The organism is Erwinia sp., assembly GCF_049696395.1.
In the GTDB taxonomy this organism is placed as follows: Bacteria; Pseudomonadota; Gammaproteobacteria; order Enterobacterales; family Enterobacteriaceae; genus Erwinia.
The window spans coordinates 22,646-35,951 of record NZ_JBAVTT010000150.1; the positions used below are offsets into that span (position 1 = coordinate 22,646).

Consider the following 13,306-nt stretch of genomic DNA (forward strand, 5'->3'; position numbering starts at 1 on the left):
TGTTCGGCGTACAACTGTAAGCTAAAGTGCCTGTCGAATCCTAATATAAGCAGTGAATGAGGTATTGAATGAAACGTGCAGTGATTACTGGCTTGGGTATCGTTTCCAGCATTGGTAATAACCAAGAGGAAGTCCTGGCATCTCTTCGTGAGGGTCGCTCAGGCATCACCTTCGCTCAGGAGCTGAAAGATTCCGGCATGCGTAGTCACGTCTGGGGTAACGTCAAACTGTCCAAAGACGAAATCTCAGCACTCATCGATCGCAAAGTTTTGCGCTTCATGAGCGATGCGTCCATTTATGCTTACATCTCTATGCTGGAAGCGGTAAAAGACTCTGGTCTGACCGTTGAGCAGTACCAGAACAACCCGCGTGTGGGTCTGGTTGCCGGTTCCGGCGGTGGTTCCCCTTACAACCAGGCTGCCAGCGTTGATGGCATGCGTGCGAAAGGCCTGCGCGGCGTAGGTCCTTATATGGTGACCAAAGCTATGGCGTCTGGCGTTTCTGCCTGCCTGGCAACCCCGTTCAAAATTCACGGAGTGAACTACTCCATCAGCTCCGCTTGTGCGACTTCCGCTCACTGTATCGGTAACGCAGTAGAGCAGATCCAGCTGGGCAAACAGGATGTGGTGTTTGCTGGCGGTGGCGAAGAGCTGTGCTGGGAAATGTCCTGTGAGTTTGACGCGATGGGCGCACTGTCCACCAAGTACAACGAAACGCCAGAAAAAGCGTCCCGTACTTACGATACCAGCCGTGACGGCTTTGTTATCGCTGGCGGCGGCGGCATGGTTGTAGTTGAAGAACTGGAACACGCGCTGGCACGTGGTGCACACATCTATGCTGAAGTGGTTGGCTACGGCGCAACTTCTGATGGCGCAGACATGGTTGCACCATCAGGCGAAGGCGCAATGCGCTGTATGCGTCTGGCGATGGCCGGTGTTGATACCCCAATCGACTACCTGAACACCCACGGCACTTCCACGCCAGTAGGCGATGTGAAAGAGCTGGGCGCTATCTGTGAAGTGTTTAGCGAAAACATGCCTGCCATGTCTGCTACCAAAGCGATGACTGGTCACTCTCTGGGTGCCGCAGGCGTGCAGGAAGCTATCTACTCTCTGCTGATGCTGGAGCACGGTTTTATCGCGCCAAGCATTAACATCGATGAGCTGGATCCAGCGGCCAAAGGTCTGAACATCGTGACCAAGCCAACTGAGCAGAAACTGAAGACCGTGATGTCTAACAGCTTCGGCTTCGGCGGCACCAACGCCACGCTGGTGATGCGCAAGCTCGACTAAGCTGGTTCAGAAGGGGGCGATATTTCGCCCCCTTTCTTCTCCCCTCAGCGCGCTCTTTTCTCCATTGGCCGCAACCGCTTCGGCAAGCCGGCAACCACCAAATCGTAAGACTCTTCTACCAGCTGCTGCACCAATCCTTCGCTAATTTGCTCGCCCGGATAAATCGAAATCCAGTGACGTTTATTCATATGGTAAGCCGCATGAATGCTGTCGTAGATCGCCCGTTGTAATAACGAGTTTTCAGGATCGCACTTCAGGTTAACAATCCGTTCACCCCGAACCTGCGCCAGTAAGGCAAACATCTTCCCCCTGACTTTAAACACCTCATACTCCGGGCCGAACGGGTAGCAAAGCTCAGCTAAAGGCTGTTTCTGAGCGATGTCAGCCGCCACTTGCTGTATCTGTTTTCCGTCCATTGCGAGTGCTCCTTAGCGGGATTGAATGTCCAGCAGGCTAGCACATCAAAGGCTTAAGGCTCACGCCGATTTCACTCTTCGTCCCGCAGCACTTTGCAAAGATTGACGGTTGCCGGACTTTCCTCCACACTTTCTTCAGAAAATTTCTCCCCTCAACGTCGCCACGATGTTGCATAAGCGTCTAACGTCAACCAACGCGCCCCTGACATTGCTCCGGCAATGGCACTTTTGGGCGCGTCTGAACCGACGAGCTCTTACGTAAAACAAGGACAAGCATGTCGACAACACTCTCTGAACGTTCAGCCAATCCGACCACCTCGTTGGCGAGCATCTCCTTTGCCGTATTTTTAACTTATCTGACCGCCGGTCTGGCTTTACCCGTTATTCCGCTTTTTGTGCATCAGGAGCTTGGGCTGAATAACGTGATGGTTGGGGTTGCGGTAGGCATCCAGTTTTTTGCCACCTTGCTGACTCGCGGCTACGCCGGAAGGCTGGCGGACCAACGCGGTGCCAGGCGCTCCGTTTTACAGGGGATGCTGGCCTGTACCCTGGTTGGGCTGGCCTATGTGCTGGCTGCGGTGCTGCCGTTGCCGGTTATGGGCAAATTTGCGCTTCTGGTGGTGGGGCGCTTGCTGCTCGGCTTTGGCGAAAGCCAGCTACTGACCGGCAACCTGACCTGGGGAATGGGGCTGGTTGGCCCTAAACGGTCCGGTCAGGTGATGTCGTGGAATGGCATGGCCATTTATGGTGCGCTGGCCGCGGGTGCACCGCTAGGATTGATGCTGCATGACAAAGGGGGCTTTATGGCGATGGGTATTGCCACCATGATCTTGCCTGTTGTCGCGTTGCTCTTTAACTTTTGGGTGAAGCCGGTTCCTACGCACGGTGGCGAGCGTCCTTCGCTGTGGACGGTGGTCGGGCAGATCCTTTCTCCTGGTTTTGGCCTGGCGCTGCAGGGCGTGGGTTTTGCGGTGATCGGCACCTTTACATCGCTTTATTTCGCCGGCCAGCAGTGGGGCAACGCAGGCTTTGCGCTTACCGCCTTTGGTCTCTCTTTCGTGTTGGTACGCATAGTATTTGGCTGGATGCCGGATCGCCTTGGCGGGTTGAAAGTGGCGCTGGTTTCACTGACTGTAGAAGCCATTGGCCTGTTGGTGCTTGGCTTCTCAACCTCGGCGTGGATGGCGCTGGTTGGTGCGGCGCTGACCGGTTGCGGTTGCTCGCTGGTGTTCCCTTCACTGGGCGTTGAAGTGGTGAAGCGTGTCGCTCCGCAGGTTCGTGGAACGGCCCTTGGCGGATTCTCCGCTTTCCAGGATATCGCCTACGGTGCCAGCGGCCCGCTAACCGGTATTCTCGCTACCACGATGGGCTATGGATCGGTCTATGTGGCCGGAGCCGTCTGCGCCGTGCTGGGCATTGCCGTGACGTTTAACTTTGCCCGCAATCAATAGCGCAGCTTCGCCAGCTTCTCTACAGCCTGAATAATCTCTGCCCGCTGCAGGGCAGAGAAGCCGAGTACCCAACCTTCCTGCTGCGCTTTCCCTAGATATAACGGAGACAAGCGCGGCAGAATTATCCCCAGTTGCAACGCTTCCTGAGTCAATCGTTCTTCTCCCCCGTTTGGCAGCGTTACCGCCAGTTGAAGCCCGCTGCTGTGGCTAAGCGGCAAAAGTTTATCTCCCAGCTTGCTGGCTAATTGTTCCAGCAACAGCGCTCTGCGGCTGGCGTAGAGCTTGCGCATCAACCGAAGATGTGCCTGAAAATGGCCGTTGTTAATAAAGTCGGCGGTCACGGCCTGCATCAGTTGAGCGCTGTGGCCGTCCATTACGCTGCGCAATTTACACAGCGGATCTACCAGCGAAGGCGGCACGACCAGATAAGCTAACCGCAGCGAAGGGAACAGCACTTTAGAGAAGGTGCCCAGATAGAGCACGCGGTTACTGTCATCCAGTCCCTGAAGGGCTGGCATCGGTTGATCCTGATAATAAAATTCGCTGTCGTAATCGTCTTCCAGCAACCAACAGTTTTCCCGACGGGCAAAAGCCAGCCATTGCAGACGACGTTGCAGGCTCATCGCCACGCCAGTCGGGTACTGATGCGAAGGTGTCAGGTAGACCAGTGTGGCTGATTTCCTGTCAGGGATCATCGCGCCTTCCTCATCAAGCGACATCGCCTTGACAGCCGCTCCGGCACTGATAAAAGCATTACGCGCCCCGCTATAGCCTGGCTCTTCCAGCCAGACCTCATCGCCAGCATCACACAACAGCAAGGCGATCATTTGCAGCGCCTGCTGGGAGCTGGTGAGGATCATCACCTGCTCCGGCTCGCAACGAACGCTTCGGGATTGCGCAAGATATCTGGCTACAGCTTCCTGCAGGATAGCCATGCCTTGCGGGCGACCGTAACGCATCATCTCTTCTGGTGAGTGCCGCAGACGCTGACCGACCAATCTTCTCCAGATAGTCTGTGGAAAGGCTTGCAGATCTGGAGAACCAGCAGCGAAAGCCTGAGGAAAGAGCGGATCCTGGCAGCCGCCGGTCGCGACGATGGTCTTCCCGCGGGTGGACAGCGTTGCGGAGGAAAGCTCAGGCATTTTCTTTGCCAGCGATGGCTCGGCCAGGATGACCGCCACGAAAGTCCCTTTCCCTGTCTGGCGTTGAAGATAACCTTCGCTTTCCAGCTGCGCGTAGGCCGCCTCTACCGTCACTCTGGAAAGGGACAAATCACTGGCGAGCAGACGTGAGGAGGGTAGGCGCTCTCCGTTTTTCACCGTTCCGCCGCTAATCAACTGGCGCAATGTCGTGCAGAGCTTTTCCCGCTTGTTCTGCGCGGTTAGCGAGTCGAACAGTTGGACAATGGCAACCAGGGCTTGCGGCATAATGGTCTTATCAACCCCTTTAAATGGGTACTATAACTAAGGCCCATTCATCGTATCATCAGGCTTCACTTAACGCCCAGGAGTTACTATGTCTGCATCAGCCGTTTTACAGTTTCCCCCACCAACCGCTGCGCAAAGCGAGGCGTGGCTCAGAGATAAGCTGGCGTATTACGCTGATGCCTGGGATGTGGCGCAGGATTTATCGGGGGGCATTACCGGGATCGTTGTGCTGGATATGCGTTCTTACGAGCAATATCAGGCGGGGCATATTTGTGGTGCGTTGAGCTTCCCGCACCGGACGATGACGGCGGAAACGTTGTCACAGCTGAGTAACGAAAAAGTGTATGTCACCTATTGTGATGGCATTGGCTGTAACGGTTCGACGAAAGGGGCGTGGAAGCTGGCTGCGGCAGGCTATCGGGTGAAAGAGCTGATTGGCGGGCTGGATTTCTGGCTGCGTGACCGGCATCCGGTCACACAGGGAGAAGCGGCAGGTGAGTGGCCTGCCCAGACAACGCTTGAGGCGTGTGGCTGCTAAGACTTAAAGGAATATCCACATCAGGAAGACGATCAGCACCAGCACCGCAAAGGCGGTGAATACCGGACGATTTACCAGCGGCTGCAACACTGGCGGCACGTTGCCAAACAGCGGAGCGACAATCGGTTGAGGGCTGATTTCGCTGTCCGGCAGGAGCTGTTCGCGCAAGCGTTCGGCACGGCGGGCAAACAGCAAGTTCATCAGATCCTGCGCCTGTGAGGTAGTCAGAACCGCCTGCGGCGGCTGCTGGAAGCGCTGCTGGCTGGCATCTTCCAGCATGCGCTGCTCGGCATGATCCGGCGGCACTTTCAGCGACGCCAGCAACATCGGTAACGTGGGTGCCGGATGCTGACTTAACGTCTGGCTTGCCTGCAGATACTGCGTCAGCAACGGGTACAGTCGCGATGGGATAGGATCGCCACTGTGCAAATTCACCATCTTCATCGCCGAAGCCCACAGCTTAACCGGCTGTTCACCTGTCGCCGCAGCCAGACGGGAAATCTGCTGATTGAGCGTGTGATGTTCTGCGGGCAGAAGCGTGCGGTCTGATATGCGGCTCTGCTGCGGCTGTGGAATGGCCATCTGACCGTTCTGCAACATGGTCAGCACCTGGCGCAGCTGATCGGGATTCAGTGAGCTGAGCACCGTGTGGCCAAACTGCTGACGGATAAAGTCGCTGACGGCCTGACGGTTATTGCCCTGGGGCAGCAAATCGGTCAACTGCTGGAATAACTGGCGAGTGGCGTGGGTGTTCTGCACCTGCGACAGACGAGTATTCAGGAACTGTTCCGCCGCCGGGAAGTGGCGTGACAACAGACCCGCATCGTTTTTCACCCCAACTTCGTGACGCAATCCGGCCCACAGTTCAGGCGACTTCAGCGAACTCAGCGACATGATTTTAACGATCAGCCTTTCCAGCGTGGTGCGCTGAGCCGGTGATAAGGGTTGATCTCCCGGGCCTGGGCGGGTGGTGCCTGGTTTGGCATCGACCGTCGTCCGGTCGCCGGGGATCGGCGCACCGGGGCCGCTAAGAGGTTGCATGAAAAAATCCTTCACTGAAAGGTCAACATCCGGGGCACGCCGGAAAAAGTATGATTGGCTATGATAACAATCCCGCCGGGTGATAGGTAGTGGCGAGGGCCAGGCAGGGGGAAATATTTTCCGTAAACAGGCAAAGAAAAGGCCGGAAATCTCCGGCCTGCATTTTTTACTCAGCAATTGTCTGCAAACGCCTGCGACGCCAGCGCTTCCAGATGAACGGCACCACCAGAACGGAGACGGCCAGCACCAGCAGCACTTTACAGATCAGGCTCTCCCACAGGATAGGCAGACCGCCGTTACTGATCGACAGCGCGCGACGCAGGTTTTGCTCCAGCATCTCACCCAGCACAAAGCCAAGGATCAGCGGCGACATCGGGAAATCCAGCTTGCGCAGGATATAACCGAAGATCCCCAGCCCAACCATCAACAGCAGATCAAAGGTGGTGCTGTGTACCGCATAAACCCCCACGGCTGAGATGGCGGCGATGGTCGGTACCAGGAACCACAGCGGGATGGTTAACATGCGAGCGAAGATATTAATCATCGGGATATTCATGATTAACAGCATCACGTTACCAATCAACAGCGCGGCAATCAGACCCCAGACAATATCGGGTTGTTCAGTAAACATTGCCGGGCCTGGCGTGATGTTATACAGCGTCAGCGCGCCGACCATTACCGCCGTTGTACCCGACCCCGGGATCCCTAATGTCAGCATTGGAATGAAAGAGCCGCAGGCTGAGGCATTATTGGCTGCCTCTGGCGCTGCTACGCCGCGGATGTCCCCAGTACCGAAGGTTTCCCCGCCGCTGATTTTCTTTTCTGTCATATAGGCAATCGCACTGGCGATAGTGGCACCCGCGCCAGGTAATACGCCGACAAAGAAGCCAATGAAGGAAGACCGCAGTGTGGCACCGGTACACTGGGCGGCTTCTTTCATGTTGAACATCATGCGGCCGCTGGCACGCACCACTTTCTGTCCACCGCTGGTGGATTCCAGCATCAGCAGAATTTCACTCACCGAGAACAGGCCAATGACCACAACCACAAATTGAATGCCGTCTGAGAGGTGTACGCTACCAAAGGTGAAGCGGTACACGCCGGTATTAGCATCCACGCCAACGGTAGCCATGCCAAGCCCGATTAAGGCGGCGAGGAACGACTTCAGCGGGTTCTGGCTCATCATGCTGCCAAGGCAGGCAATGGCGAAGACCATCAGCGCAAAGTATTCCGCCGGACCGAACGCCAGTGACCAGTTCGCCAGGATCGGCGCAAACAGGATGATGCCCAGAATGGCGATAGTTGAACCGATAAAAGAACTGACCGCAGAGATAGACAGCGCTACGCCCGCTCGTCCTTGTTTAGCCATCGGGTAGCCATCCAGCGCGGTCATGATTGCGCCGGCATCCCCCGGAACGTTAAGCAAAATAGAGGAGATTCGGCCACCATACTCACAGCCGATATACACCGTCGCCAGCAGGATCAGGGCGGATTCGGCAGGCAGATGCAGAGCAAAAGCCAGCGGCATCAGAATAGCCACGCCGTTGATCGGGCCGAGGCCCGGCAGCAGGCCAACGATGGTGCCGATAAAACAGCCGACCAGGGCTATCATCAGGTTGGTTGGCGTCATGGCGACCGCAAACCCCTGCATCAGAAAGGACCAGGTTTCCATCAGGTTTCCTTTAGCTCAGCCAGCTGCCGAGCGGTAAAGTGACTTCCAGCAGGCGGTCAAACGCGAAAAACAGCGCGACGCCCATAACCAGACCAGAGATCGCCGCAGCCCACCAGCGCGCACCGAACAGCATGCCGATGCCAAAGGTCAGCAGCGTGGTCATCAGCGGAAAGCCCAGGCTTTCAAAAAACCAGCCATAGACCATCAGCATGGCCATCAGCGCCAGCAGCCGCTTAAGGGTGTTGCGATTCGGCCAGTGAATGGTGTCGGGTTTGCGGAACAGCAGACAGAGGGCGCAAATCGCCATCAGCCCAAGGATAATCATCGGGAACGGACGGGGGCCAACCGGCTCGTAACTGTATTCGCTGGTGATCCCCCAACCGACAATCAGCCCGCCGATGCACAGCAGCAGCCAGGCGCTGGCAAAAATACGATCGCTCATCGCGTGCTCCTGTTACTTCGCCAGGCCAAAGGATTTGGCCTGCTCACGGTAATCGGCAACCTGTTTCTTCACGTAGCTGTCCAGCTCCTGGCCAAACATATTGAACTCAAACAGGCCACGCATGTCTCGCTGCTTTTTGAACTCATCGGTGGCGACCATTTTCTTGAACGCATCGGACCACCACTGATATTCGGCATCGGTCACTTTCGGGCCAAGGTAGAAGCCACGGATCACCGGCCACACGATATCGAAGCCCTGTTCTTTGGCGGTTGGGACATCAGCCAGCTGGCCTGGTAAACGCTCAGGTGCCATCACTGCCAGCACGCGGAGTTTTCCTCCCTGCAAATGCGGCACCATCTCGCTCATGTCGCCAGAAACCACCTGAATATGATTACCCAGCAAGGCTGTTACCGGCTCGCCGCCGCCTTCGAACGCCACATAACGCATTTTGCGCGGATCGATTCCGGCATCGCGGGCCAGCAGGGCGGTTTTCATCCAGTCCTGGCTACCAATCGAAGCCCCTGCACCAACCACCACTTTGTTCGGATCGGTTTTCATGGCGTCCATCAGCTCTTTCAGGTTTTTGTACGGCGAGTCTGCCCGCACCGCTACCATGCCGTAATCGGTGCCAACGGCTGCCAGCCACTTCACGTCATCCACGGAGTAGCGACCAAATTTCCCTTGAGAAAGGTTCAGCAAAGACCCGCCGGAAAACGCCACCACGGTGCCAGCTTCGGCAGGGCGCTGAGCAACGATGGCGTTATAAGCCACCGCCCCCACGCCGCCAGGCATGTAGGTCACACGCATTGGCGACTCAATCTGTTTGGTTTCCTGCAGCGAGACCTGCAGCAGCTTACAGGTCAGGTCAAAACCCCCGCCGGGTTTAGCCGGGGCAATACATTCGGTTCGGGATGGGGCTTCAGCGGCAAAAGTGGCTTGAGAGGCCAGGGCCAGTAAAGCACCGGCCAGGGCGGTGCGGGTGAACTTTTTCATCATATGCTCCGTTCTTTTCTTCCAGAGTGTGAGCCTCGCCGAAAATCGAGGGTTATAGAATTGTTAAAACATTAACCTTTCATTTACCTTTCAATGGACGGAAAAACTGACAGGATGTGATATGCGTCTCTTACTGGTAGAAGACACGGCCGATTTGGCTTGCTGGTTACAAAAAGCCTTAACGCAGGCTGGCTTCGCCGTAGACTGGCTGGCCGATGGGCTGGCGGCAGATCAAGTGCTGCAAACGGAACAGTACTCGCTGGTGGTGCTGGATATTTCGCTGCCCAGGCTGGATGGCCTGGCGCTGCTGGGGCGAATGCGTAAACGAGGGCAGAGCACGCCGGTTCTGCTACTGACAGCAAGAACAGGCGTTGCTGACCGCGTGCGCGGCCTGAATCAGGGCGCGGATGATTACCTGAGTAAGCCCTTTGAGCTGGAAGAACTGGAAGCCCGCATCCGTGCTCTGCTCCGGCGCAGTAATGGCCAGAGCCAGCAGGCCCAAACCTTTGGCGAACTGGTTTTTCACGATGAAGGGTATTTCGAGCTGCAGGCGAAACCGCTGGCGCTGACTCCACGCGAATCCAGCGTGCTTACCACGCTGATGCAGCGTCGGGGGCGACCGGTTTCACGTCAGCAGCTTTACGAGCAAACCTTCACCCTGGCGGACGAGGCCAGCCCGGAAAGCATCGAGCTTTATGTCCACCGTGTCAGGAAAAAACTCTCTGGCAGTAACGTCTCGATCGTTACCCTGCGGGGCTTAGGCTATAGCCTGGAATGCCAGTTATGAGGCCAGTTTCACTGCGCCGTCAGCTGTTGTTATGGCTGGGATTGCCACTGATCCTGCTGTGGGGATTGTCGGTCTATACCCACTATGCCAGCGCCATTCAGGCGGCGACTCAGGCCTACGATCGCTCCTTACTGGCTTCGGCCCGCACCGTGGCAGAACGCCTGCGGGTCAAAAACGATCATCTGGAAGTGGATGTGCCCTGGGTGGTGCTGGACAGTTTTGAACGCAATATGAACGACCAGCTGTTCTACCAGGTGATTTCACCAGAGGGAAAAACACTCTCTGGTTATGACGATATTCCCCCTTTGCCTGCCGGTACGCCGCGATCGGTTAACTATCCTGCACTGGTCCATTTTTATGACGCGACCTACCGTAACCAGCCGATCCGTGTGGCGGCGCTGTGGCAACCGGTTAGCGATGCGCGATTACAGGGAATGGCTTTGATTCTGGTGGCAGAAACCCTGACCTCGCGGGAGGAATTTGCTGGAAAACTGCTGAAAACGGCGCTGCTTAGCCAGGGCGCGCTGGTGCTGATGACGCTGCTGCTGGCGGCATGGATGCTGAAAAAAGTTCTCCGTCCGCTAAGACGCCTTTCCAGCCTGATGCTGAGACGCGATCCCGGTGATTTAACGCCGCTTCCAGCCGTGCTTCCGTGGGCTGAAATGCAGCCGCTGATCCTGTCCGTTAATCGCTATATTGAGCGACTCCGCCAGATGATGGCTCGCCAGCAGCGCTTCAGTGCCGATGCGTCTCACCAGCTGCGAACACCCCTGACTATCCTGAAAACGCAGGTTGCGGTGGCGTTGAAAAGCGATCGACCGGAAAGCTGGAAAGAGAGTCTGGAAGGGATGCGCGTGACGCTGGATGAGACGATCCTGCTCACTGACCGGTTGCTTCAGCTGTCCCGTTTGCGGGCGCATCAAACGTCAGAACTGCCTTCCAAATCGGTCGATCTGGCTGAACTGGCGAAGGAGGCTTGCCTGTCGCATTACGCTCAGGCAAGGGCAAAACAGATCGATTTGGGGTATGAAGGGCAGGAGAGTTGCCTGGTGCGCGGCGATGCGCTGCTGCTGAGTGAGCTGTGCGCTAATCTGATCGACAACGCGATTAAATACACGCCTGTTGCTGGCACCGTCACGGTAAGCGTACGCGGGGGAGAACTGCAGATTGAGGACAGTGGCAAAGGGATTGCCGTGGACGAGCGTCAACAGGCGATGCAGCCCTTTAACCGCCTTGAAGGCGCGGCATCGGTTGGCGGAGCGGGGCTTGGGCTGGCGTTGGTGAAAGACATTGCCGACTGGCATGGCACCCACGCCGAACTGCGGGACAGTCCGGCGCTGGGGGGGTTGCAGGTTAGTCTGCTTTTTTCAGTGCAGGATCGGCCGCTGGGACTTTCTTCAAACGCAGAGGGGTTCGAAGACGCTGTGCCAGGATCACTCCAAGCAAGGTTACGCCACCGCCGATAAAATGATAGCTGTGCAGCTCTTCATGCAGGAAAAGCACGGCGATCGCCGCGGTGAAAATCGGGGCCAGATTCATAAAAATGGTCGCGGTATTGGCGCCCATCCGCAGCACACCCTGGATCCACAGAAAAGGCGCCAGGATTGAGGCGAAGAGGCCGGCAAACAGCACCAGCGGAATATTATGCAGGTTCAGCGAGACGTCCTTCGCCATCAGGAAGTTTGGCAACAGCATCAGCACACCGAACAGCACCTGCACATACAAACTCTGCCAGTTTGGCAACGGAATTGCCCAGCGCTTGGTCAGCACGCCGTAAAGTGCATAGGACGTGGAGGCAGCAAACATCATCAGTTCGCCTTTGCCCATCCCGTGGGAGAGCAATTGCTGAGGGTGTCCCTGGCTGACCAGCCACACCAGGCCGCCAAACGACAGCAGACTGCCGATGACAATGCCCACTGTGGGAGCCACTCGCAGCAGCACAATGCTAATCAATACCGTCAGCAGAGGGATTAACGCATTGAGGATGCCCATAAACAGGGCGGTCACGCTATGTGCGGCGTAATAAGCCAGGCTTTGGTAAAGCACCATTCCCAGCAGGCCAAGGATCAACAGTTTCCACCACACCTTGAGGATTTGCTGGCGGTTACGCCAGACTGAGGGCAGTACGAAAGGCGTCAGCGTGATCAAAGCCAACAGCCAGCGATAGAAGGAGATCGCCGCAGGATCGATCGCGCCAGCCGACACTTTGCTGACAATGGCGTTTACTGACCAGATCAGCACGGCCAGCAGGGGAAACAGAAAATTCATTGGAAAAACCCGGTAGGGAAGCAAGAGAAAGCAGTGTACGCTTGTCACATTACAGACAGATAGTGAATATCAGACAATTGTAATCACTAAGCGGACAGAATGATTGAGCAAATTACCTACATCCCTCCAAGCGAAGCTAACAGCCTGAACTTTTTCTTTCGCTATGAGCAAGCCAACGCCAATACCGAATATTTGCCGCATGCTCACGCCTGGGGACAAGTGATTTTTGTCCAGAGCAACGTGCTGCAGATGCAGGTGGCAGGAAAACGGCTGCTCACGCCCACAGAGATCCCCATCTGGATCCCGCCGGAGGTGGAACACGCCAGCTTTAACCCGAAGCAGTCTCTGTTTTACACCTTTAATGTGGCGGCAGAATTCTGCGCAGGGCTGCCCAAAAACGCCTGCCTGCTTAACGTCAGCCCGATTGTGAAGGCGATTATGGATGACTTCGCTCAGCGGGACATCGCACTGCCTGCCACGCATGAAGACCGACGGTTGTGCAGGGTGCTGCTGGATCAGCTGAAGTTGGCTGAAGAGCAGGAGAGTTATCTGCCCACGTCAGACGATAAGTACCTTTCTCCTGTGTTGCTGGCGTTAGAGCAGGATCCGGCGGATAACACCACGCTGGCGCAGTGGGCCACGCGTGTTTACACCACCGAGCGCACGCTCTCCAGACGGTGCCAGGCACTGTTGGGAATGTCATTTAGCGAATGGCGGCAACGTCTGCGCTTTCTGCAGGCTATCTCGCTGCTTGAGCAGGGGAAAACCGTGCAGGAGACGGCGTTGGACCTTGGCTATAGCTCGGCTTCCGCATTGATTGTCATGTTTCAGCAGCAATCTGGCACCACGCCGGAGCGTTATCGCAGCCGCTCATTGCTCCCTGATAAACGGACAACATCCTAATCACCGCACCTGAGGGTTATCCGGCTCGCGGGTTTATGGCAGAATATTGCCCCACCAGTCCCAAGCAGGAACACGA

13 protein-coding genes are annotated in these 13,306 nt (G+C 56.4%); 6 read left to right on the plus strand and 7 right to left on the minus strand.

The window, feature by feature from the left end:
• Nucleotides 1-68: 68 nt before the first annotated feature.
• Entirely contained in the window at nucleotides 69-1,292 is a 1,224-nt protein-coding gene (fabB, locus tag WCC56_RS18140) for a beta-ketoacyl-ACP synthase I (protein WP_424693721.1), read from the plus strand.
• A gap of 44 nt (nucleotides 1,293-1,336) precedes the next feature.
• On the opposite strand, the gene WCC56_RS18145 is transcribed toward fabB, so the two are convergent.
• Complete coding sequence (locus tag WCC56_RS18145) at nucleotides 1,337-1,708, minus strand: MmcQ/YjbR family DNA-binding protein (RefSeq protein ID WP_424693722.1); 372 nt, start codon at nucleotides 1,706-1,708, stop codon at nucleotides 1,337-1,339.
• A 275-nt stretch (nucleotides 1,709-1,983) separates the two neighbouring features.
• Here WCC56_RS18145 and WCC56_RS18150 point away from each other — a divergent pair, with 275 nt between their 5' ends.
• The gene (locus tag WCC56_RS18150) at nucleotides 1,984-3,159 is read left to right on the plus strand and encodes an MFS transporter (RefSeq protein WP_424693723.1); all 1,176 of its coding nucleotides are present in this window, start codon (nucleotides 1,984-1,986) and stop codon (nucleotides 3,157-3,159) included.
• Here the strand turns inward: WCC56_RS18150 and WCC56_RS18155 are convergent.
• Nucleotides 3,153-4,586, minus strand: coding sequence for a PLP-dependent aminotransferase family protein (locus WCC56_RS18155; protein WP_424693724.1), 1,434 nt, complete (start codon nucleotides 4,584-4,586; stop codon nucleotides 3,153-3,155). The two genes, WCC56_RS18150 and WCC56_RS18155, sit on opposite strands and share 7 nt — an antisense overlap.
• A gap of 88 nt (nucleotides 4,587-4,674) precedes the next feature.
• Here WCC56_RS18155 and WCC56_RS18160 point away from each other — a divergent pair, with 88 nt between their 5' ends.
• On the plus strand, nucleotides 4,675-5,124 hold the full coding sequence (locus tag WCC56_RS18160) for a rhodanese-like domain-containing protein (protein WP_424693725.1): 450 nt from the start codon (nucleotides 4,675-4,677) through the stop codon (nucleotides 5,122-5,124).
• Between the two features lie 3 nt (nucleotides 5,125-5,127).
• Here the strand turns inward: WCC56_RS18160 and flk are convergent, their stop codons facing one another.
• The 4 genes from flk to WCC56_RS18180 all read right to left on the minus strand — a co-directional run bounded on the left by flk (nucleotide 5,128) and on the right by WCC56_RS18180 (nucleotide 9,275).
• Nucleotides 5,128-6,165 (minus strand): flagella biosynthesis regulator Flk, encoded by a 1,038-nt coding sequence (flk, locus tag WCC56_RS18165; RefSeq protein ID WP_424693726.1) that lies wholly within the window; start codon nucleotides 6,163-6,165, stop codon nucleotides 5,128-5,130.
• A 166-nt stretch (nucleotides 6,166-6,331) separates the two neighbouring features.
• A complete protein-coding gene (locus WCC56_RS18170; protein ID WP_206403888.1) occupies nucleotides 6,332-7,837 on the minus strand; it encodes a tripartite tricarboxylate transporter permease in 1,506 nt (501 codons plus the stop codon).
• A 10-nt stretch (nucleotides 7,838-7,847) separates the two neighbouring features.
• The gene (locus WCC56_RS18175) at nucleotides 7,848-8,279 is read right to left on the minus strand and encodes a tripartite tricarboxylate transporter TctB family protein (RefSeq protein ID WP_424693727.1); all 432 of its coding nucleotides are present in this window, start codon (nucleotides 8,277-8,279) and stop codon (nucleotides 7,848-7,850) included.
• A gap of 12 nt (nucleotides 8,280-8,291) precedes the next feature.
• The gene (locus tag WCC56_RS18180) at nucleotides 8,292-9,275 is read right to left on the minus strand and encodes a Bug family tripartite tricarboxylate transporter substrate binding protein (protein WP_424693728.1); all 984 of its coding nucleotides are present in this window, start codon (nucleotides 9,273-9,275) and stop codon (nucleotides 8,292-8,294) included.
• Nucleotides 9,276-9,393: 118 nt separating this feature from the next.
• On the opposite strand from WCC56_RS18180, the gene tctD reads away from it, so the two are divergent.
• A complete protein-coding gene (gene tctD, locus WCC56_RS18185) occupies nucleotides 9,394-10,059 on the plus strand; it encodes a transcriptional regulator TctD (protein WP_206403891.1) in 666 nt (221 codons plus the stop codon).
• On the plus strand, nucleotides 10,056-11,525 hold the full coding sequence (locus WCC56_RS18190; protein WP_424693729.1) for a sensor histidine kinase N-terminal domain-containing protein: 1,470 nt from the start codon (nucleotides 10,056-10,058) through the stop codon (nucleotides 11,523-11,525). Before tctD ends, WCC56_RS18190 begins: the two co-directional genes overlap by 4 nt.
• On the opposite strand, the gene WCC56_RS18195 is transcribed toward WCC56_RS18190, so the two are convergent.
• Nucleotides 11,413-12,327, minus strand: coding sequence for a DMT family transporter (locus tag WCC56_RS18195; RefSeq protein WP_424693730.1), 915 nt, complete (start codon nucleotides 12,325-12,327; stop codon nucleotides 11,413-11,415). The genes WCC56_RS18190 and WCC56_RS18195 overlap by 113 nt on opposite strands.
• 99 nt (nucleotides 12,328-12,426) lie before the next feature.
• Here WCC56_RS18195 and WCC56_RS18200 point away from each other — a divergent pair, with 99 nt between their 5' ends.
• Nucleotides 12,427-13,230, plus strand: a complete 804-nt coding sequence (locus tag WCC56_RS18200) for an AraC family transcriptional regulator (RefSeq protein WP_424693731.1) — start codon at nucleotides 12,427-12,429, stop codon at nucleotides 13,228-13,230.
• Nucleotides 13,231-13,306 lie beyond the last annotated feature (76 nt).